We start from the raw sequence: 20,519 nt of genomic DNA, 5'->3' as shown, positions 1-20,519 counted from the left end.
GTCTGCAAGCGTTTGAGAAAAAACTTAGAATTGCGTTCGGTATGATCCCGGGCGCGACCTGCCTCGCACTTGCAGTGAACCTTGCGGCCCCCGCCTGGGCGAGCGACACCGGCGCCGACCGGAACATCGCCAATTCCGGCAAGATGAGCGACCGCGACTTCTATCGCGCGATGGCCTGCGCCGCGCGGCCTGGGGGCGCCTGCACCTTGCCCTACCGCCGCTGGTCGGCCAGCAAATGCCGCGATCTGACGGTCGGCCTCGCCTTCCGCTCACAGCATTTTCCAGCCAAGCGCGCCCATGCCATCGAACAGGCCGCCCTGGCCGCGATCGCGCAGATCAACAAGACCGGCGCTGCGTTGCACCTTAGCTATGCCGGGGCGCGTCCCGCCGATATCAAGCTCTACCTGACCGACACGCCCGTGGGCGGCACGGTGCGCGGCACACCATCGATGCGGCTCAATGGCCGGCGACTGGGACCGGGCACGGTCGCGAAGGTGACCTTCTACTGGCAGACCAACACGGGCCGGATCATGGATGCCGATATCGCCTTCAGCCGGGACATCCAGATGCGCGATATCCGCTCGGTCGTGCTGGAAGAGATCGTGCAATCGCTCGGTTTCTCGACCGATCTGGAAGATCCGTATTACACCCAAAGCTCGATTTTCTCGGAGGACGGGAATTCGGTCACGCGGCTGATCGGGCAGGACGCGATGGCGCTGCGCAGCCATTACCCGCCGCGCTGATCACATCACCTGCGTCGCGCCGCGGATCAGCAGCAGGACCGACAGCACTGCCAGCATGATCTGGATAACCCGCATGTAGAGTTGCTGCGACAGCCGCGCGGTCAGCCAACGCCCCGCAACGGTTCCTGCGATCCCCGCCACGGCCAGCCCCGCGACAAGGGGCCAGTTCAGCCCGTCGAGCTGACCGATCACCCAATAGGCAGGCAGTTTCACGATATTTCCGATGGCGAAGGCGATGGCGATGGTACCCGCGAATTCCAGCTTGGGCAGCTTCTGCGGCAGCAGGTAGGCCTGCGCAGGCGGCGAGCCGGAATGGGTGATGAAGCTCGCGATCCCGGTCAGCGTGCCCCAGAACAGCCCCGGGATCACCTTGGCCTCGGCCTGGCTGTCGTCATGCCGTTTCAGCCAGGCGCGCCCGACATGCCATATCCCGATCAGCCCGGTGAAGATGAGCAACGCCCATTCCGGCGTGTAGGGCGTGATCACGGTCGCGATGGCGACGCCGGCAAGCATCGCGGGCACGAGAATGAACAGGTTCCGCCTGGAAAAATGGTGACGGTAGAGCCAGACGCCCACCCAGTCGGTCACGATATAGACCGGCAGTAGCGTGGCTGCCGCCTTCACCGGGTTCATGAACAGCGCGAGCATTGGCACCGCGATGGCCGCAGCGGACGAAAGCCCTCCTTTCGACATGCCGACGACCAGCGCCGCGACGATCAGCAAAACGGTTTCATACATGTGAACGGCGTCCGGGCAGGAGGGGAGAAGCGGGCGGCCCGGCGGGCCACCCGAAAGAAGGCGATCAGGCGCCCGCGTCTGTGAGTCGGCGCATCTCTTCGTCGCTGAGCGTCATCTCCGCGGCCTTCGCGAAGCTTTCCACCTGCTCGATGCTGGTAGCGCTGGCGATCGGGGCGCTGACGCCCTCCCGGTTGATCAGCCAGGCGATGGCCACCTCGGCGGGTTTCGCGCCTTTCTGGCTCGCCACGTCTTCGAGCACGTCGAGAAGCGCCATGCCGCGATCGGTGAGGTATTTCTCGACCATCCCGCCGCGCTTGCGGCCTTCCAGATCGGCTTTCGAGCGATACTTGCCCGACAGGAACCCGGCGGCGAGCGAGAAATAGGTGACCACCCCGATAGTCTCGCTGACACAGAGATCGCGCAACGGCCCGTCGAAAGCCTCGCGGTCATAAAGGTTATATTCCGGCTGGATCACCTGATAGCGCGGCAGCCCCTCGCTATCGGCAGTCTCCAGCGCCGCTTTCAGCATGGCGGCATCGTAATTCGACGCTCCGATCGCTCCGATCTTGCCCGCTTTGAGAAGCTTGTCATAGGCGCCCAGCGTCTCGGCATGGCTCACGCTGTCATCGGGCCAATGCGAGAAATAGAGATCGACGTGATCGGTGCGCAGCCGCGCCAGCGACCGGTCGATGGCCTTGGAAATCCACTCCGCGCCGAGGCCTTTCTCGCCCGGGCCGCCCATATCCGAGCCGACCTTGGTGAACAGCTTCACCTTGTCGCGCATTCCGGGGCGTGCGTCGAACCAGCGGCCAAGAACCGTCTCGGACTCGCCGCCCGCATTGCCCTCGGCCCATTTCGAATAGACATCGGCGGTGTCGATCGCGTCGAAGCCGTGGTCGATGAAAGCGTCGAGAATGCGGAAGCTTGCGACCTCGTCGAGCGTCCAGCCGAAGACATTGCCGCCGAAGACGATGGGGGCGATCTCGAAGCCGGTCGTTCCGAGAGCTGTGCGTTTCATGGGAGGTCCTTTCGCTTGCTCAGACCAGCAGCCCGCCACCTTCGACGAAGACGGTGGTGCCGGTCATGTAAGGGTTGTCCATCAGGGCGAGCGCCTGAATCGCGATATGTTCGGGCAGGCCCACGCGACCCGCAGGAAGGCGGTCCGCGGCATTGTCGAACATCGCGCGGCGGCTGTCGCCTTCAAGGGTCTCGTACATCTCGGTTTTCACCAGCCCGGGAGAGATGCAGTTAACCCGCACCGGCGCGAATTCCAGCGCGAGGCCACGGGTCAGCCCCTCGAGGCCGGCATTGATCGCGCCCTGGATCGCCGCGCCCGCCTTGGGCCGCTGCGACAGAAAGCCCGAGGTGAAGGTGAGCGAGCCGCCGTGGCCGATCTTCGCCGCACGAGCGAGCCGATAAGCGCCCCAGAACTTCGACTCGAACGAGGCCTGCGCGTCCTCCAGCGGCAACTCCTTCACCGCCGCGACCTTGGTGCTGGCTGCCGAGCAGTAGACATGTTCCCACGCTTCGCGCTCCGCGAAAAACGCCTCCAGCGCGGCGGCGTCGCCGGTATCGAGCGTGACGCCCGCGACTTTGCCGCCCAGCCGTTTGCAGGCATCCTCGATCTTCTGAGCCGAGCGTGAGGCGATGCTCACCTGTGCGCCGCGCGCGAGCGCCGCCTGCGCCACGCCGAAGCCGATGCCGGACGAACCGCCGACGACGAGAATGCGGTTGTCTTTCAAACTCATGACGATGGTCTCCTCCTGTCGGGCCCGCGGTGAGGGCGGGGCGGTCTGCGCTTCAAATCGACTTAGGGCCCCGCGCGAGATCGTCCCGAAATTCTTTGCGCCGGGCGCGGGCTGCGCAAGACCCAGCAGAGCGAAAACAAATCCGCCCTCGTTGTTCGAAATCAATGCCACGGGCCGGAGGGCACGGCAGGCTTACGGTCGAATACGCCCCTGCAGAGGCTCATCCGGATGTCCGATTTCGAAGGTTACACCGACCGGAGGGAGGCGGGGATCATCCTCGCCCGAAAGCTCGACGCCTATCGCGGGCGCGACGCGGTGGTGCTCGCCCTGCCGCGCGGTGGGGTGCCGATCGCGTGGGAGATCGCGGAGCGTCTCGATCTGCCGCTGGACCTCGTTTTCGTGCGCAAGCTCGGCGCGCCCAGCAATCCCGAAGTGGCGCTTGCAGCGATCGCGGGTCTTCGCGGCGAGGTGATCGTGCGCAACGCGGACGTGATCCGCGCCACCGGCTGCGACGCGGCGACGCTGGAGCGTCTCGCGGCCCGCGAACGCGAGGTGATCGCGGACCGGATCAAGCTTTACGGGGCCCCGGGGCTGCCGCTGGCCGGGCGGGTCGCGATCCTCGTGGATGATGGGGTGGCCACGGGGGCCACGATGCGCGCGGCGTTGCGGGCAGTGCGCGCCGCCGGTCCAGCCGAGCTGGTCTGTGCGACCCCGGTCGGCGCCACCGACGCGTTGGAGGCGATCCGCACCGAGGCCGACCGCGTGGTCTGCCCGCTCGAGGTGGAATTCTTCGGAGCGGTCGGGGCCTATTACACCTATTTCGATCAGGTGCCGGACGCCGAGGTCACGCAAATTCTCGCGAAGGCGCGGGCGCGCCCCTTGGGCAAGGATCCGGCATAGCGGCCCAGAGGCGCGATCAGGCCAGGAGGCTGCGCAACGAATGACGCATCGCCTGCGTCACCTGCCGGTATTCGCCCTCGGAAATCCGCTCGTGCAACAGATCGAACACCGCCGCCACCTCCGCTTCGGGATCGTCGAGCGGGTGGTCTGCGAACGCCTCCGCGACCCTCGCCACGAAGGCATCGCGATTGCGCGGATGCGCGGGCTGGCGGGAGGGCACGAAACCGTCATAGTAGATGCCGCGCAGCAACACTGGAAGCTGCGCCCCGAGATCGGCCGCTTCCGCGGTGGTCAGGAAATCGCGGATCGCATGCAAGGTGGTACGCAGCAGCAGATAGGCGTGGCTGCGATCCTTGTTGTCCAGACGATATTCCAGATCGTTGAGCCATTCCGCCACGATCTGCGGGGCGTGGTCGATGGCGCTCAGGCCGGTCACTTTCATCGGTCGAACCTCCCGGTCGAAGTACTGAAGACACCGCCTCAGCTTTGGATACTCGCGAGATATTCCGCGATCAGCAGGATTGTCCTTCCAGATTTGGGGCGGCCCCGCGCGCCGAACGGTTGCGGCGCACGGGGCAAGCCTCCGGTCATGCGCAATTATTGCGCCTTGACCGCGATGCGGCGGTCTTTCTCGCGCGCTTCGGTGGTTTTCGGCAGGGTCACGGTCAGAACCCCGTCGCTCAGAACCGCGTCGATGCGGTCTGGATCGACCCCGCGCGGCAAGGTGATCGTGCGTTCGAGCCTGCCGGAGCTCCGTTCCTGCACGACGTAGTCGCCCTCATGCGTCTCGCGCTTGCTGGAGCTTTCTCCGCGGATCTTTAGGCGTCCGTCGTCGAGCTTGAGCTCGATCTCCTCGGGCTTGAGCCCGGGCATGTCGACGCGCAGCTCGTAGCTCCCGTCATTCGCGACGAAATCCATCGCGGGCGCGGAGAGCGAAAGGTCGCCGAAGCCCGACGGCAGGGTCAGGGCGCGCGGCCATCCGGCTCCGGGACGCGCAAAGTCGTCGAACAGGCGGTCGATCTCGGAACGCAGCATCGCGAAGACATCGCGCCCCCGCGCGGGCGGGGCGGCGCTGGAGGCTGGAGGTTTCGCCGTTGTTTCGGCGCTCGGGGGCTTGCTGGTCGGCGGGGCGCTCTCGTGCTTGACGCCGATCTCGGTGGCTTGTGGTGTCATGCTGGATCTCCCATGCGAAGTGTCTTGGTAGAACGCCATCGAAGCTGTCACGACCGGTGCGGCTTGCGCATTGACGGCGCGCATAGGGGGCGCGGCGGACCGATGGTTCCGAACCGCTCCGACGTTGCGCGCGATCAATGCCGCATCGCCCGCAGCGGCGCAGTCTCGGCGCGATGCCAGCCACTCAGGAGCCCGAAGATGATTCCGCGCACCGTTGCCGCCGCCTTTCTCGAGACCGACGACGCCCGATGGCTCGCCCCGATGACGGCCGGGTTGTGTCGCGGTTTCAACGCCCATCTGATCGGGGTGCATGGCGTCGAGCCGCTGCCGCTGTTGGGGGGCGATCTGGCGAGCGATCCGATTATCTACCCCGAATTCCTCGACTGGCAGCGCAAGGAGGCCGCCGCGATCCGCGAGACCTTCGAGCACGCGCTGACGGCAGAGGATGTGCAGGGAGAGTTCCGCAGCCCGGTCGACACGCGCGACGCGCTGGTCGACTTTCTCGTCGATAGCTGCCGCGCCGCCGATCTGGTCGTCTCGGCGCGGGTGCCGCCCCATGCCGGCCGCGCGAGCGACATCCGTCTGCAGGAGCAACTGATCCGTCAGACCGGACGTCCGGTGCTGGTGGTGAGCGAGACCGCGAAGCTGGAGCGGCCCGCGCGGCACGTTCTTCTCGGTGTTTCCTGCAGCCGCGAGGCGATGCGTGCGGCGCATGACATGCTCTATCTTGCGGCCAGCGGTGCGCGGATCGATCTGCTCTCGGTGTCGCCCTCCGGGGGAGAGCGGCAGGCGGTCGACGATCTTCGCGACGATCTGGCGACGGCGCTCGACCGGCGCGGATATGACGTGACGCTTCTCGACCGGATGAAAACGACGTCGGAGGCGGGCGACGAGTTGCTGCATACCGCGCGCGAACGCGGCGCCGAGCTGATCGCCGTCGGCGCGTTCGGTCATTCGCGGCTCTATGATTTCGTGATCGGCGCGGTGACGACGCGCCTGTTGGAGACTTCCCATCTGCCGGTGCTGTTTTCGAAATAGGTGAGCCGATGCCCCAGCCGAAGAAAATCGAATGGATCGTGGTGATGAACTCTGCCAGCGCGCATGTGCTAGCCGATGCCGAGGGCCATGCGCTGGTCTTCGAGCTTGAATCGCCACATGCACGCCCGCGCGACCGAGACCGCGACCGGGCCGGGCGCAGTTTCGCGATCGGATCGCCCGGGCGGCGGGCCGCGATGGCGCCGCATGGTGATCCGAGCCATGTTCAGGAACTCGCTTTCGCCCGCGATCTGAGCGACCGCCTCGAACGCAGCCTCGGGGAGGGGGAGTTCGACACGCTCGTCCTCGTCGCGCCGCCACGCATGCTCGGCGCGATGCGCGAGGCGATGCCCGATTCCCTCGCGGCGCGCGTGAACCGCGAAATCCGCTCTAACCTTGCGAGCCTTTCGTCGAACCAGTTCCGCGAAAAACTGCAGGAGGCGCTGAAGGTGACGTGACCCGCGCATTTGCATTTTGCAGTGACAGCGATCAATGCGTGCCGCCTCGCGGCTTCGCATCCTGACCCTGCCGCACGGAGTCGAACCCGATCAGAGGAGAAGTGTCATGGCCAAGTCCTCCAGCGAAGACACGCCCGACCGCGCCGATATCGAGGAACACGAGCGTCTGGCAGTCGAGGCGATCCGCTCCGATCTCGAAGATCTGCGCGAGGATGTGACGGAACTGGCGCAGGCGCTGCGTCGTCATGGCCGGTTGCGGGCCAGCGATCTTGGCGCCGAAGCGACGCGGCGCGGCCACGAGTTCGTGGAAGATGCCCGCGACGCGGTCTTTGAGATGCGCGAGGCGCTCACCGAGGCGCAGCACGACCTGCGCCGCAGCGTGCGCAGCCATCCCGTGCCGTGGGCCGGGGTGCTGCTGGGGATGGTGGGGACCGGGCTGCTGGTCGCCCTGCTGATGGAGCGACGCAATTGAGAGTTGGCGGCATGGGCACGGGTGCAGGCCGCGCGGGCGGTTGGGGTCGATAAAACGACAATGCTTGCAGGTCTGTTGGGGGGAGTAGCGCGCGTTTCCACATCGGAAGCGCGCGCTGCGCATTCTGGGGCCGAGTTCCCTCGCACACGACGGCCGTATACTCGCGTCCCGTCCAACCGGTTATTTTCCGACATGTCTCGCGCCAAGGCACCGACCGGCTCAACGGCTTTGGCGAGGGGCCGATGATCACGCGGCGCTCAACGTTAATTGCCCGCGCCCCGTTTCGTTGCTTGATCACGGTCAAAGACAGAACCGGCAGGGCGAAGGGATCATGGCGTACCTTCGGAGGAGGCGCCTGTGGAACGGCAGACAATTCTTATCGTCGAAGATGATGCCGCCGTGCGTGCGGCGCTGCGGGAGTGTCTCGAGGCGGAAGGCTGGGCGGTGCGCGAGGCGCAAGACGCGGCCGGCATGTTGCGCGAGATCGAAACGGGCGGCATCGACCTCGTGACGCTCGATCTGGGGCTCGGCGCCGATGACGGGTTTGCCTTGGCCCGGGTTCTGCGCGGACGCAGAAACATTCCGGTCGTCTTCATCACGGGATATGGTCAGCCACTAGACCGGGTACGCGGGCTGGAGGCGGGGGCGGACGACTATATCGTCAAACCCTTTGCCGCGCGCGAAGTGGTGATCCGCATCCGCCGCGTGCTCGAGGGATACCGGACGCGGGCCGTGCCGGTCGACCGGCTCCATATCGATCACAGCAGCATCGACCTGCGTCGGGGTGTGATCGAGCATCGCGACGGGCGCCGCGAGGACCTGACCGGAACCGAGACGAAGCTGCTCGAGCTGTTCCTCAGCCGCCCGGCGCAGGTGCTCTCGCGCGACGATATCAACCGGGCTCTGCACGGGCGCGACTGGTCGCCCTACGACCGCACCATCGACACCCATATCGCCCGGCTGCGGCGCAAGATCGAACCGGGAGACGCGTCGCCCCGGATGATCCGCTCGGTGCGCGGCGTGGGCTATGTCTTCACCGGGCAGATCAACCAGGAGGCGCGTCGGGGTTGAGCGCGCGCGCGACGGCTGCGCTCAACGTCGAGAGCGAATAGGGTTTCGTGAGCAATTCGATCTCTCGCTCGACCTTCGGACGCCCGGCGAATTTCTCCGATGCGTGCCCCGAAGTCAGAAGCACCGGCAATCGGGGGTCTCGGGCGCGCACCCGATCGACCAGGTCGAAGCCCGAGCAACTGCCGGGCAGGACGACGTCGGAAAACAGCAGATCCACCGGCTCGCCCGCCTCGATCTGCTCCAGCGCCTGATGCGCATTCCCGGCCTCGATCACCGCGTATCCCAAGGCTTCCAGCCGGTCGAGAACCGTCTCGCGCACCAGCGGATCGTCCTCGACCACGAGCACGAGTTGACCGTCACCCATCCGCAGCGCGTCGCGATCTTCGGCTGCGGCAAGCATGGGATCCCCGTCGACCTCGGGAAGATAGAGCGTGATCGTCGTGCCCTTGCCGGGCGCGCTGTCGATGTCGAGAAAACCGCCCGCCCGCGCCACCGAACTCGCGACGCTCGTCAGCCCGAGCCCGTTCCCGACCCGCGCATCCTTGGTGGTGAAGAACGGATCGAGCGCCTGCCGCCGCACATCCGGCGTCATGCCGTGGCCGGTATCGCTCACGCTCACCGTCAGGAACCTGCCCGGGCGCGCGCCTTCGATTTCGCCTGCCTGCTGAACGTCGAGCTGCGCGCTGCCGGTCCGGATCGTGATGGTGCCAGCCGCCGAAATCGCATCGCGGGCATTGATGACGAGATTGAGCAGCGCTCCGTCCAGTTCCCCGCGATCCATGTAGATCTGGCCTCGATCCGCGCCCGGCAAGAGACGCAGATGCACCTGTTCTCCGAGCACCCGCTCGAGAAGCGTCCATGTCTCTGCGAGCTGCGCATCAAGGCCGAAGCGCACCGGTTTGGGCGTCCGCGCCCCCGCGAGCGCCAGCAGCCGCTGGTTGAACCCCGCGCCGATCCGCGTCGCGTCGATGGCGCGTTCGAGATGCCCGCGCGCGAGATCGGCCATCTCGGTGCGCGCCGCCAGCTCCAGATTGGACAGGATGACGGTCAGAAGATTGTTGAAATCATGCGCGATCAGCCCCGCCATCCGGCCTACGGTTTCCATCCGCTGCCCGCGCACCATCGCCGCCGCGATCCGAGCGCGCTCGGTCCGGTCGAGGATTGCGCCGATAGCGCCGACCGGGCGGGGCGGGTCGGCGCTCTCGTCGAAGCGGATGTTCCCGCGCAATTCGATCACCTTGGGCTCGGCGCTGCGGGCGAGCTTGAACTCGATGGAGAATTTCCGGCTGCCCGTGGGGTCGATCGCCGCGCGATGCGCCTCTTTCAGGCGCACACGATCCTCAGGCGCGGCGAGGGCGATCCACGTGTCGAAGCTGTCGGGTACCTCCTGCGTCTCGAGGAGTTGCCGTGCGGGCTCCGTCGCGACGAGCGTGTCGCGGTCGAAATCCATCTCGAAGAACGCAATTCCCGCGGCTTTCATCGCCTCGATGATCTCTTCCGCGCGCAGGTCCGTCAGCTGTTGAAATTCCTTTTCGGCGCTGATGTCCTCGATGATCAGGATGATCCCCGCGACTTGTCCTGCGCGGCGCAGCGGTGCGACGGTCCAGCGGGTCCACGCCTCGCGGCCATCGGGACGCATCGTGCGGCTCTCGTCGCACTGCACGGTTTCGCCCGCCAGCGCTTTGCCGCGCGCGTCGCGGCAGGCGGCAGGCAGCCAAGGCAGCAACGCGTCATGGTCCGACCCGACGGCATGTGCGATATCGCCCCCGTAGGCCGCCAGAAACGCCGCCGAAGCCGCGACGAACCGCATCTCGGTGTCGAACACCGCGACCGGAACCGGTATCAGATCGATCACGCCCTCCAGATCCTCGGCGAGCGCCGCAGCGCCGTGGCCCGGTCTCGGGTCGGGCCTGCACTCTTCGGAATTTGCCATCGACGCCACTCCTTGCGCGCTTGGCACCACGCGTCCCGTGCCGCGCCAACCGCTGCCGCGGGCTCTCATACGGGCGTCGCGTGACGCTTCTCTCCGGAGCCCGCGACCCGCAGTGAGGTCACGAAAAGTTCCTGCGCCTGTTTTTGCGTGTCGAACACAGCCGCCGTCATTTCCTCGGCGACCTGCCCCCAGAGGCGGCGATAGAGCGCGGAATAGTCGTCGATCGCGCCCGAGACGAATTCCGACCACGCGGCGGCGATGGCCGCCGGATCGCCGGGATTGGCGAGATTGGCGAGCAGGGCGCGGTCACAGGTGATCCGATCGGTGGTGAAGCGCAGCCATTCCTGGTTGAACTGCAATGTCCGATCCGCCGCCTGCATCTGCATCGCGACGAAGGGGCCAAGCAGCGCAGGGTCCGGTCCGTCGGGTGGAAGCAGGCGTTTCAGCAGTTCGGCGTAGCCCGCATTGGTGTACGCGGTCGCGTCGGTCGAGCTGGGCATCGGAGCCTCCTCCGGAGTTGATGTCGGCTCCCCGAGCTTTGCCGCAGGGGCAGGCGCGTGCATTGATGGAGATCAATGCGCGCGTGGCGAAACCTGCTTTGGCCCGGGGCGGTTGCCTAGCGCCGCGTCCCGGGAAACGCGGCAGCCAGCGAGCCTTTGGGCGCTTGTCCCGCGCCGCTACGCATGGCCGCGGCTTTCCCGCCCATCGCCCCTCGGTCGAAGTCCGACAGGCGCGGCGCGGGAGCGGGTTCTGCAAGGGCCGCGCCGATCCGCTCGTTCTGGAACTTGGCAAGTCGCCGCAACCGCCCGAGATCGGTGACGGCGAGATGATCGGGCGCAAGCAGGCGGATCGCGCCGCGCTCCTCGATCTGGTGCAGCGCGCGGCACAGGGTCTCCACTGTCATGTCCAACAGCGAGGCCAGATCGCGCCGGGTCAGCACGATGCGGATTTGCGGCGTGCTGCCCTCGGTCGCGCCGGGCAACTGCTCCACGAGCCAGAGCGCGAGCCGCTGCACCGTACTGCGCCCGCGCATCTTCACCACGCTCATCTGCAATTCTTCGAATTGGCGGTTCAGCGCCGACAGGAAGCCCCGGAAGATTTGCGGATGTGACTGCAGAAAACCGTGCCAGGTCTGGCGCGGCATCCAGCAGATCGTGGTCTCGGTGGCGGCCTCGCTCGAGAACCCGTTCACCTCGCGTTCGGGGTCGCCGATCAGGTGGCCCGTGCGCAGAATCTGCAGAACGTGTTCGTCGCCGCCTTCGGTCAGAACGACGAGTTTCACGAGCCCGGATGCGACGATCCCGATCCGGTCCGCCGCTTCGCCCTGTGCCGCGATCTCGGCTCCTTGGCGATAGGTTTCGCGGTAGCTGCGCCGGGCGAAATCGAGTAGCGCGTCACGATCGAAAGCGCTGCAGAGCCCTGTCTGGCGCGCCGTGCAGTCGTCGCATTTCGCGTCGAATTGCGGCCGTATCGGCTGAATACTTGACATGTTTCCCTCCCCCTTGGGTCGCCCGGTCGGTGGCAGTTCGCGGGCAACGGTCACCTGCGTGACGAGAGGAATCTTGCCGTGTCGGAGGGCATCTGTCAGGCGGTGAATTGTAGAGAAATGTTAATTTATGAAATTTGAGTGGCGTTGTGCGCAATATTGTTGCGCGGAGCATAGGGGATAGAGGGCGGCGGAGAAAGACCGCCACGCCGATGAATTCGGTCCCGCCGGCCACGCCTCGGGGAGGGGCGCATGGTGGCCGACGGGATTCGCGAAATGCTCTTCGACCGGGGCGACCGAGCGAGGTCACCCCGAGCCTTCCGCGAATGCCAAATGATGCCCCAGCGCGGAGCAGGCGCCATTATCGGGCGTCAATCGCGGCGTAGCGAGGGCGCCGGTGCGGGGCTCGGCTATCTGCGCGTAGGACCAGGCGCGCCCCGCCAACGCCTCCGAATTGACGGCGGACAATGCCGCGGCACCGCGCCGCGGGAAAGCTGGGCCACCGATATGGGAGGATATCAAATGACTCAGGTTCGACCTTTCCTGCTCGCTCTCGTCTTGATCGGCGCGGCGGGACCGCTCGCGGCTCAGGACGCCATGACGTCCGACGAGATGGGCGCGCAGCTTTATGCGGACAATTGTGCCGCCTGTCACGGCATGAAGGGGCAGGGTGACGGCCCGCTCGCAGAGGCCTTCATTCAGGACATTCCCGCGCTGACCGGGTTGTCTGCGGCCAACGACGGGACGTTCCCGCTGCTCAAGGTTATCCAGATCCTCGACGGGCGGACGGAAGTGCGCGGGCATGGCGGGCCGATGCCGGTCTTCGGCGCGCTGTTCCGCAACGAGCTGGAGCCGTTGGTCGGGCGTTTCGGAACCGAGGCGGTGATCCGGGGCCGGGTGCTGGCGATCGCGGAGCATGTCGCCACCTTGCAGGAATGAAGGCACCTGCCGCGCGATTGTCGCTGGTCAATGCAGGTCGCGCGGATCGCGCGCAGACTTCCGAAATCGATGCGAGGAGTCGATACGGAGATCGCCATACGGATACGCTGCGCGCTGCGGCCCGGTGGCCGGTCCGCCCCGACACGGAGAGCTCCATCGATCGAAGGGTCATCGTTGTCGTGTGATTTCCGATGTGAAAACATCGACATCGCGCGTCGGACGATGGCCTTTCGTCACGTTTGACGCGCCCAGAGGCAGGGCCGGCCAAACTCTCCGGCGCTTTGACCAAATTTTTTTCGCGCAACTGTGACCCTGTCTCGCGCCTGTCGCAAACCTCTGCGAGAAATGGGAGAAACCCCGCCCAGACAGACCGTCCGAGAGGGTTTGCGGGTTTCGCATTGACGGCGGTCAATGGCGCGGCTGGCCGGATTGGTTTTAGCTGGGAGGCGTCATAGCCAAGCTCGAAGGAGTGTGCGGATGTTTCGTTGGATCACCCCCGAGAACAGTTCTGACCTTCTGCCGCAGCCGCGAAGGTCGCGGGACGATGGCCTCGCGCCGGAGACCGTTCCGTGGCCGCTGCCGGGCGCGCGCGCCAGACCGGACGACACGGTCGGCCCGACCGGAGTGCGGCTTCGGAAAACGGGACCGGACCGCACATTGGAGGTCTCGGCGTTGCGCGATCTCGGCCTCTCTCCACAAGAGATCGCGCGCTATCTCGGCCTCGCGCTGCAGGAGGTCGCCAGTTTGCTGAGCGCCGATCTCGACCTCGCTGCGAGCCTCGCCAACAATATGACCCCGGTTTATCGCACCCGCGCGAACGCGATGCGCTGGGTGGGGTGAGCCGGTCCCGCGATCATCGCAGACCGTCCTCCGGAATGTGAAGGGCGGCCTGCGAAATGCCGGGACAGGACAGGGCAGGGCAGGATGGGGGCGGTCGCGGTTACCCGCGCGTCATGGTCACGGCCATCTGGCACAGGATCTCGAACATCACCGAGACGCCGAGGAAGGCGGTAGCGCCGGAAGGGTCGAAGGGCGGGGAGACCTCGACCAGATCGGCGCCTACGATATCCACCCCGTCGAGCAGACGGATCACCTGCAACGCCTGATAGGAATTCGGGCCGCCAACCTCGGGCGTGCCCGTTCCGGGCGCGAAAGCCGGGTCGATGAAGTCGATATCGTAGGAGAGATAGGTGGGCTTGGAACCGACGATCTCGCGCGCCTCGGTCATCACATCCTCGACGCCGCGGGCGTGGAACTCCTCGATCGGGATCACGCGCACGCCTACGCTGTCGGCAAAATCGCGATCTTCGCTATCATAGGTGGAGCCGCGAATACCGATCTGCACCACGCGTTTCGGGTCGAGCAGCTCTTCTTCGATGGCGCGGCGGAAGGGCGTGCCGTGCGTGTACATGGTGCCGCCGAAATAGCTGTGGAACAGGTCGGTATGGCTGTCGAAATGTACCATGCCGAGCGGCTCGGGCTTGCCCAACGCGCGCAGGATCGGCAGCGAATTGAGGTGGTCGCCGCCTGCGGTGAGCGGGCGGATTCCATGCTCGCGGACCGTCTCGAAAAACCGGGTGATCCGGTCCATCGCGTCCTGAATGTCGGCGGGGTTCGGGGCGACATCGCCGAGATCGGCGCAGTTGACCATCTCGAAGGGGCGCACGCCGGTCGCGCCGTTCTGCGCCCGGATCATCGTCGAGAGATCGCGCAACTGGCGCGGGCCGTGGCGCGGGCCGGGACGGTTGGTGGTGCCGGAGTCCCACGGGCTGCCGATCAGACCGATCTGCACGTCGCTCAGGCGCGGATCGTCGAGCGGCACATGCGGCAGGCGCATGAAGGTCGGCACGCCCGCGAAGCGGGGCAGATCGAAGCCGGAAACGGGGTGGAAAAAGGGATCGCTGGACATGGGGTCGCTCCTGTCAGGTCATGACGCTGCCACCGTTCACGCCGAAGCATTGACCGGTGATGAAATTGCTCTGCGGGCCCGCGAGATAGCAGGCCATCGCGGCGATATCCTCGGGCTGGCCGAACCGGGCGAGGGGCGTCGCCATGTCGATTGCCAGCTGTTCGGGGCTCATCGAGGCGGGGCTCGTCATGTCGGTCTCGATCGAGCCCGGCGCGATGGCGTTGACAAGGACCTTCGGTGCCAGTTCGCGCGCGAGTGTCCGGGTGAGCGCGATGATCCCGCCCTTAGAGGCGGTATAGGCGGACATTTCCTCGCGCCCGAGAAAACCCAGATCGCTCGCGATATTGATGATCCGGCCTTCCTCGGCCCTGCGCACGAAGGCACGGGCGGCGAGGAATGTGCCGCGCAGGTTCACCGCGATCACGCGGTCGAATTCGTCTATCTTCGTCTCGGCAATCGGGCTTTCGCGCAGGATTCCCGCGTTGTTCACGAGGATGTCGATCCGCCCGAACCGCGACTTGACGGCGTCGAACATCCCCTCGACCTGCGCTTCGTCGGAGACGTCGGCGGGCAGGGATTCCGCCTCGGTCAGCTTTTGAAGTTCGGCGAGCGTTTCGCGCGCCTGCGCATCGTCGGGATGGCAGAACGCGACTTTCGCGCCTTGTGCAGCCAGCGCCAGCGAGATTGCGCGCCCGATCCCGCGCGAGCCGCCGGTGACCAGTGCGACTTTACCGTCGAGGCTCATGACATGACCTCGCCGCGGTCGACGTTGAGCGCCTGACCGGTGATATTCGCGCCAGCCTCGGACGCGAGGAACATATACGGATCGGCCATGTCGGCGGGCACCATCAGCCCGTCGATGGCTTGCGCGGCCATGATCTCGGCCTCGACCTCGGCCTCGCTGCGCCCGCTGGACTCCGCCAGTTCCCGCAGCGAATTGGCCGCCGGCCCGGTTTTCACCCAGCCGGGGCAGATCGCGTTGACGCGGATGCCGCGGGGGCCCAGCTCCTGCGCCCATGTCCGGGTCAGCCCCAGAAGGGCGTGTTTGCTGGCGACGTAGGCCGAGAAGCCCGGTACGGCGGTGCGCGCCCAGATCGAGGCGGTGATCACGATGCGCCCGCCCTCGGGAATGCGCGAGATCAGCGCGTCGGTCACGTTCTGCGTGCCGGTCACGTTGATCGCCACGATCCGCTCGAACATCGCGTTGCCCGTGGGATTGTCGCCGGTGAGCGGCGTGGGGCGCTCGAGCCCTGCATTGTTCACCAGCACATCGACGCGTTCGATATCGGCCAGCGCCTCGGTCACCATCTCCGCCTCGGCGATGTCGCAGCGGATCGCGCGGACCTTGCCGGGCAGGCTCTCGGCTGCCTCATAGATCGCGTCGGTCTCTGACAGAATGATCAGGTCGGCGCCGGCGCGGGCAAACCCTTCGGCGATGCCATAGCCGATCCCGCTCGATGCGCCGGTGACCAGAACGGTCTTTCCGGTGAAGTCGAATGTCACACTCATTCCTTGCCGCGTCCTTCCTCTCTCATCAGCCGCATCAGATGCCCCTCCAGGTCGGAGTAGCCTTCCAGTTTCACGGCCTTTTCCTTGTCGGCGATCCGCGCGCCCTGCTTGAATTCGGGCACGATCACCTCTTTCACCCGGCCCGGATGGCTCGAGAGAAAGACGATCTTGTCGGCGAGGAAAATCGCCTCCTCCAGATCGTGGGTGACGATCACCATCGTCGTGTTGGTCTTCTCAGCGACGTCGATCATCAGCTCCTGCATCAGCCAACGGGTCTCGGCATCGAGTGCGCCGAACGGCTCGTCCATCAGCAAGACCTCGGGGTCATTGGCGAGCGTGCGCGCGATGGCGACGCGCTGACGCATCCCGCCCGAGAGTTGCGACGGGTAGGCTTCGGCGAATTTCCCGAGGCCTACGAGATTGATGAATCGCTCCGCGCGTTCGCGGCGCTCGGCGGCCGGGACGCCGTTGATCTGCATCCCGAACTCGACATTCTTGCGCACCGTCAGCCAGTCGAAGGAGGTATAGGCCTGAAAGACCATGCCCCGGTCGCGGCCCGGTCCCTCTACGCGACGGCCGCCGATGACGATCTCGCCGCCGCTCGGGGTCTCGAGCCCCGCGATCATGCGCAGGATCGTCGATTTCCCGCAGCCCGACGGGCCGAGAAGGACGCAGATGGAGTTGCGTTCGACGGTGAAGCCCGCGCCCTCGACGGCGACCAGCTTGCGCCCGCCCGACAGCTCGAATTCCTTCGTGATTTCGCGGATTTCCAATGCGGTTTCGGCAGCCATGCTCAGCTCTTTCTCAGATAAGGGAAGGCCCAGCGATGCAGGGCGGAGAAGGCGAGGTCGAACAGCAGGCCCAGCACCCCGATCACGATGATCCCCGACAGGATTTCATCGGTCTTCAGGAAACGTCGCGCGCGCATCATCATCGCGCCGATGCCGGTGGTGGAGGCGACGATCTCGGCGATCACCAGATAGGTCCAGGTCATCGCCAGCATCTGGCGCATCGCGGTCACGATATCGGGCAGAACGGCGGGGAAGATCACGCGAGCCACGACCTTGCGGCGCGGTGCGCCTAGCGTGAGGGCAGTCTCGACGAGTTCCTCGCGGACGTTCTTGGTGTGATCCATGATCAGCGTGATCAGGAAGAAGATCACCCCGAGGAACAGCAGCGCCAGTTTAGGGGCCTCGCCGGTGCCGAACCACATTAGCAGGATCGGGATGAAGGACGGCGCGGGCAGATAGCGCCAGGCGGAAACGAAGGGGGCGAAGAACGCCTCGATCGCGGGGAAGGAGCCCATCATCACGCCCAGCGGCACCGCCACGGCGCTGGCCAGCGCGAAGGCGATCAGCACGCGGCTGATGGAGATCAGGACATCGCTGCTGAACCCGCGACTGAAGAACAGATCGAAGGTGGTCGCGAAGACCTGATGCGGGGCTGGGACGAGAAGCGGGTTCACCAGACCGCTGGCCGAGGCGACGATCCAGATGCCGAAGAACAGCACCCAGACGGCGAGCGCGGAAAGCAGCTTCTGACGGCGGTTCACGGGCTTGCGCAGCTGGAGAAAGGGAGTGGGTCGGGCGCTCAAGGCAGATGCTCCGGCTTGGGGGAAGGGAAGCGCCGGGACGTGGCGCTTCCCGCGTGTGTTAGTGTGCGGTCAGGCTCTGGCGGTAGCCGGACTTGACCAGATCGCCCATCAGCGAGCAGTCGACGCCCTTCGACGCATCGACCTTGTTTTCCATCAGGCCGAGTTTGATCCACCAGTCATTGGTCATCGCGATCGAGTCGACCATCGAGCCGTTGGCCATGCCAAGCGGGCCTTCGCCGTCGAGCACGCCGCAGAGCCGGGCAGACTCGTCGAAATCCATCATGTAGATGCCGCCCTCGAAGGACTTGCCGTTGGTGCCGATGACGTAGCCGACATCCTCGGCGGGCCATTGCAGGAAGGAGGCGATCATCTTGTTGGCCTCTTCGGTATGCTGGTTCCAGTAGGCCAGACCATCCCAGCGCGCCTTCAGTACCGCCAGCGCCGCCTCGCGGTTATCGGCGATGAACTTCTTGTTCATGTAGAGCGCGTCCATGAAGATCCCGGTCTTCAGCATTTCCGGATCGGAGGTGTCGACGATGGAGCGCGCGCCCGGTTTCGCCTCGAGCACCTTGGAAATCCACGGCTCGTACATGTAGGCGGCGGACAGGTCGCCCGACATCATCGGACCGACGGCTTCATCGGCGTTGAGGTTCACCCATTCCACCTGATCGGGGGTGATGCCCTCGGAATCGAGCCAGATCCCCATCAGCAGCTGGCCGATATAGGCCTGCGGGGCCGCGACCTTCTTGCCCGGCAGGTCGGTGGGCTCGGTGTCCGGTGCGAGGATGACGTGATCGACCCCGTAGGAGGGGTTGAGCTGAGCCACGTTCACCACGTCGGTGCCGCGATCCACGACCAGCGGCGTGTAATCTGCGGTGCAACCATAGACGTCGATCTGACCCGCGGCGAGGGCGGCATGCCCGCCCAGCGGATCTTCGAAGATCGTGATGTTGAGATCGTAATCGGGGATCAGGTTCTGCTCCTTGGCGACTTCGAGCATGGCATAGCCCGGCCAGGAGACGCAGACCCCGACATTGACGGTTTCAGCGGCGGCAGCGGAGAGGCTGCCCGCGGAGAGGGCGACCGCGGAGGCGGCGGCGATTTTGAGAACGGAGCGCATAAGCGGACCTCGCTGTTGGTATGGATTCTTGATCTTGTGAAGAAAACTTTATGAGATAAAAACTTTTATGCAATAAAAATTTTGTCTTGACCAAAAACGAGCCATCGCAGACAACTGTTCGCAACCCTAGGAGGACCTTGTGAGCAACCTGCGCGCCCAACAAAAACAAGACCGTCGCAACCGCATCGTGACATCGGCCAAAGAGCTTTTTCGCGAAAAGGGCTATGACAAGACGACGATCGAGGCGATCGCGGTCGCCGCGGGCGTCTCGGGGGTGACTGTCCACAACTACTACGGAACCAAGGCGGGGGTGCTGCTTGCGCTGGTCATCGAGAGCGACAAGCAGCTCTTGGAACGGCTCGACGCCAGGTTGCCCGGGAAAGAGGCCGATCTCGTCGAGCTGACGCTCGCCTTCGCACATGAGATCATGGAACACGCGATGCAGACGCTGGAGAAGGAAATCTGGCGTCAGGTCATCGCTGCGGTCACGATCGAGGCGGGCACGCAGCTGTCCAAGGCCTATTTCAAGCTCGACGAACAGCTTGCCTCGGTGCTGGTGCGCCGGATCGAGGCGATGCAGCGGGACGGCCGGCTCAGTGCCGATCTCAACCCGCTCCACCTGGGCCGCGCGCTGTTCCAGCTGCAGAACGCCCGTTTCATCCAGTTCATTTCCACCGACGCCGCGCGCCGGGACGATATCGAGACCTGGCTGCGCAACGATATCGTGGCGCTGTTCTCGGTGACGCTCCCGGTGTCCGCCGATCCTTCCTGAGCGGAGAGTGACATGTTTCTCAACCCGATCACCTGGCCCGAGGGCAAGCGCTGCGCCGCCTGCGTGACCTTCGATATCGACGCGGATTCGTTGATCCGCACCGCCCGTCCTGACGATGCCGAGCTGCGCCTGCAGCCGATTTCGATGGGTCGCTACGGGCCGACGGTCGCGGTGCCGCGCATCCTCGAGACCTATCGCCGTCTGGGCCTCACGCAGACCTTCTTCATGCCCGCCTGGGTGATGCAGAATTATCCCGCGACGGTCGAGGCGATCCTGAAGGCAGGGCACGAAATCGGGCACCATTCGTGGATGCACGAAGACCCGATGGAACATTCCGACGAACGCGAGGCGGAGCTGTTCGAGCGCGCGCTGGAGGTTCATGTCTCGATGACGGGCCGCAAGCCGCGCGGCTATCGCGCGCCGGTCTATTCCTTCACGCCCGCGATGCTGAACCGGTTGATCGAGCACGGGTTTCTCTATGACAGCTCGATGATGGCCGACGAGTTGCCCTACCGCGTCGAAACCCCGAAAGGCAGCCTGATCGAGATGCCGCCGCATTGGGGCACCGATGACTGGCCGCCCTTCGCGCATTTCGGCGAGATCGACTACCTGATGCCGATCCGTGCGCCCTCCGATGGCATCCGCGCCTTCGCCGAGGAGTTCGACGCGATGCACGAGGCAGGCGGGTTCTGGATGCCGGTGCTCCACCCGTTCCTGACGGGCCGGTTGGCGCGCTGGCGCGAGATGGAAAGGCTGCTGGAACGCGCCGTGGCGACGGGCGACGTCTGGTTCGCACCGATGGAAGAGATCGCCAGCCATGCGAAAGCTACGGAGGCGACGCTTCGCCACGAACGGATCGGCGTCGAGACGTAAAGCCGCTTCGGGAACGAAGGCCACCGATCTGCCAAATAGAACACCG

Annotated in this window: 24 protein-coding genes; 10 read left to right on the top strand and 14 right to left on the bottom strand. The window is 65.5% G+C overall.

The features are described from left to right. The first annotated feature begins 41 nt into the window (after window positions 1–41). Window positions 42–743: a DUF2927 domain-containing protein gene (locus DEM26_RS17590; protein WP_109172967.1), complete on the top strand. Its 702-nt coding sequence runs from the start codon at window positions 42–44 to the stop codon at window positions 741–743. Here the strand turns inward: DEM26_RS17590 and DEM26_RS17585 are convergent, their stop codons facing one another. The 3 genes from DEM26_RS17585 to DEM26_RS17575 all read right to left on the bottom strand — a co-directional run bounded on the left by DEM26_RS17585 (window position 744) and on the right by DEM26_RS17575 (window position 3,229). Further along, on the bottom strand, window positions 744–1,481 hold the full coding sequence (locus tag DEM26_RS17585) for a sulfite exporter TauE/SafE family protein (protein ID WP_075776589.1): 738 nt from the start codon (window positions 1,479–1,481) through the stop codon (window positions 744–746). It abuts the gene before it with no gap. A gap of 64 nt (window positions 1,482–1,545) precedes the next feature. Beyond that, entirely contained in the window at window positions 1,546–2,499 is a 954-nt protein-coding gene (locus tag DEM26_RS17580; RefSeq protein WP_075776588.1) for an aldo/keto reductase, read from the bottom strand. A 19-nt stretch (window positions 2,500–2,518) separates the two neighbouring features. Next, entirely contained in the window at window positions 2,519–3,229 is a 711-nt protein-coding gene (locus DEM26_RS17575; protein WP_088734588.1) for an SDR family oxidoreductase, read from the bottom strand. 228 nt (window positions 3,230–3,457) lie between these two features. Between DEM26_RS17575 and DEM26_RS17570 the strand changes: the two genes are divergently transcribed. Further along, entirely contained in the window at window positions 3,458–4,129 is a 672-nt protein-coding gene (locus tag DEM26_RS17570; RefSeq protein WP_088718719.1) for a phosphoribosyltransferase, read from the top strand. 16 nt (window positions 4,130–4,145) lie between these two features. Here DEM26_RS17570 and DEM26_RS17565 read toward each other — a convergent pair whose 3' ends face one another. Both DEM26_RS17565 and DEM26_RS20440 read right to left on the bottom strand, forming a co-directional pair. After that, window positions 4,146–4,571, bottom strand: coding sequence for a DUF2267 domain-containing protein (locus DEM26_RS17565; RefSeq protein WP_109172966.1), 426 nt, complete (start codon window positions 4,569–4,571; stop codon window positions 4,146–4,148). Window positions 4,572–4,726: 155 nt separating this feature from the next. Next, the gene (locus DEM26_RS20440; RefSeq protein WP_158275154.1) at window positions 4,727–5,302 is read right to left on the bottom strand and encodes an Hsp20/alpha crystallin family protein; all 576 of its coding nucleotides are present in this window, start codon (window positions 5,300–5,302) and stop codon (window positions 4,727–4,729) included. A gap of 198 nt (window positions 5,303–5,500) precedes the next feature. On the opposite strand from DEM26_RS20440, the gene DEM26_RS20240 reads away from it, so the two are divergent. From DEM26_RS20240 to DEM26_RS17545, 4 genes are all read left to right on the top strand, one after another. After that, window positions 5,501–6,340 carry a universal stress protein gene (locus tag DEM26_RS20240; protein ID WP_075776584.1) on the top strand — a complete coding sequence of 280 codons (840 nt, stop codon included), beginning with the start codon at window positions 5,501–5,503 and terminating at the stop codon, window positions 6,338–6,340. A gap of 8 nt (window positions 6,341–6,348) precedes the next feature. Then, window positions 6,349–6,795 (top strand): host attachment protein, encoded by a 447-nt coding sequence (locus tag DEM26_RS17555; RefSeq protein ID WP_109172964.1) that lies wholly within the window; start codon window positions 6,349–6,351, stop codon window positions 6,793–6,795. Between the two features lie 106 nt (window positions 6,796–6,901). Next, entirely contained in the window at window positions 6,902–7,267 is a 366-nt protein-coding gene (locus DEM26_RS17550) for a hypothetical protein (protein ID WP_075776582.1), read from the top strand. 357 nt (window positions 7,268–7,624) lie between these two features. Continuing rightward, entirely contained in the window at window positions 7,625–8,338 is a 714-nt protein-coding gene (locus tag DEM26_RS17545) for a response regulator transcription factor (RefSeq protein WP_088718716.1), read from the top strand. Here DEM26_RS17545 and DEM26_RS17540 read toward each other — a convergent pair. The 3 genes from DEM26_RS17540 to DEM26_RS17530 all read right to left on the bottom strand — a co-directional run bounded on the left by DEM26_RS17540 (window position 8,313) and on the right by DEM26_RS17530 (window position 11,760). Continuing rightward, complete coding sequence (locus DEM26_RS17540) at window positions 8,313–10,271, bottom strand: hybrid sensor histidine kinase/response regulator (protein ID WP_158275153.1); 1,959 nt, start codon at window positions 10,269–10,271, stop codon at window positions 8,313–8,315. The two genes, DEM26_RS17545 and DEM26_RS17540, sit on opposite strands and share 26 nt — an antisense overlap. 65 nt (window positions 10,272–10,336) lie before the next feature. Further along, complete coding sequence (locus DEM26_RS17535; RefSeq protein ID WP_075776579.1) at window positions 10,337–10,771, bottom strand: hypothetical protein; 435 nt, start codon at window positions 10,769–10,771, stop codon at window positions 10,337–10,339. 116 nt (window positions 10,772–10,887) lie between these two features. Then, window positions 10,888–11,760 (bottom strand): Crp/Fnr family transcriptional regulator, encoded by an 873-nt coding sequence (locus tag DEM26_RS17530; RefSeq protein WP_088718713.1) that lies wholly within the window; start codon window positions 11,758–11,760, stop codon window positions 10,888–10,890. A gap of 519 nt (window positions 11,761–12,279) precedes the next feature. On the opposite strand from DEM26_RS17530, the gene DEM26_RS17525 reads away from it, so the two are divergent. Beyond that, window positions 12,280–12,696, top strand: coding sequence for a c-type cytochrome (locus tag DEM26_RS17525; protein ID WP_075776577.1), 417 nt, complete (start codon window positions 12,280–12,282; stop codon window positions 12,694–12,696). 477 nt (window positions 12,697–13,173) lie between these two features. Then, entirely contained in the window at window positions 13,174–13,536 is a 363-nt protein-coding gene (locus tag DEM26_RS17520; protein WP_088718712.1) for a hypothetical protein, read from the top strand. A 100-nt stretch (window positions 13,537–13,636) separates the two neighbouring features. Here DEM26_RS17520 and speB read toward each other — a convergent pair whose 3' ends face one another. From speB to DEM26_RS17490, 6 genes are read right to left on the bottom strand one after another with little or no spacing between them, the layout of a single operon-like run. Next, complete coding sequence (speB, locus tag DEM26_RS17515; RefSeq protein ID WP_109172962.1) at window positions 13,637–14,605, bottom strand: agmatinase; 969 nt, start codon at window positions 14,603–14,605, stop codon at window positions 13,637–13,639. Window positions 14,606–14,618: 13 nt separating this feature from the next. After that, window positions 14,619–15,350 carry an SDR family NAD(P)-dependent oxidoreductase gene (locus DEM26_RS17510; RefSeq protein ID WP_088722698.1) on the bottom strand — a complete coding sequence of 244 codons (732 nt, stop codon included), beginning with the start codon at window positions 15,348–15,350 and terminating at the stop codon, window positions 14,619–14,621. Beyond that, window positions 15,347–16,114: an SDR family NAD(P)-dependent oxidoreductase gene (locus tag DEM26_RS17505; RefSeq protein ID WP_199224695.1), complete on the bottom strand. Its 768-nt coding sequence runs from the start codon at window positions 16,112–16,114 to the stop codon at window positions 15,347–15,349. Before DEM26_RS17505 ends, DEM26_RS17510 begins: the two co-directional genes overlap by 4 nt. Continuing rightward, window positions 16,111–16,905: an ABC transporter ATP-binding protein gene (locus DEM26_RS17500; RefSeq protein WP_075776572.1), complete on the bottom strand. Its 795-nt coding sequence runs from the start codon at window positions 16,903–16,905 to the stop codon at window positions 16,111–16,113. Before DEM26_RS17500 ends, DEM26_RS17505 begins: the two co-directional genes overlap by 4 nt. A gap of 2 nt (window positions 16,906–16,907) precedes the next feature. Next, window positions 16,908–17,708 (bottom strand): ABC transporter permease, encoded by an 801-nt coding sequence (locus DEM26_RS17495; RefSeq protein WP_077701206.1) that lies wholly within the window; start codon window positions 17,706–17,708, stop codon window positions 16,908–16,910. A gap of 58 nt (window positions 17,709–17,766) precedes the next feature. After that, entirely contained in the window at window positions 17,767–18,828 is a 1,062-nt protein-coding gene (locus DEM26_RS17490) for an ABC transporter substrate-binding protein (RefSeq protein WP_088734574.1), read from the bottom strand. A gap of 139 nt (window positions 18,829–18,967) precedes the next feature. Here DEM26_RS17490 and DEM26_RS17485 point away from each other — a divergent pair, with 139 nt between their 5' ends. After that, entirely contained in the window at window positions 18,968–19,600 is a 633-nt protein-coding gene (locus DEM26_RS17485) for a TetR/AcrR family transcriptional regulator (RefSeq protein ID WP_075776571.1), read from the top strand. Window positions 19,601–19,612: 12 nt separating this feature from the next. Continuing rightward, window positions 19,613–20,473 (top strand): polysaccharide deacetylase family protein, encoded by an 861-nt coding sequence (locus DEM26_RS17480; protein WP_075776570.1) that lies wholly within the window; start codon window positions 19,613–19,615, stop codon window positions 20,471–20,473. Window positions 20,474–20,519: the final 46 nt, after the last annotated feature.

The sequence above is a fragment of the Thioclava sp. NG1 genome (assembly GCF_003122275.1).
GTDB classification, from domain to species: Bacteria; Pseudomonadota; Alphaproteobacteria; order Rhodobacterales; family Rhodobacteraceae; genus Thioclava; species Thioclava nitratireducens.
This window is presented reverse-complemented; position numbering and strand designations above follow the sequence as displayed.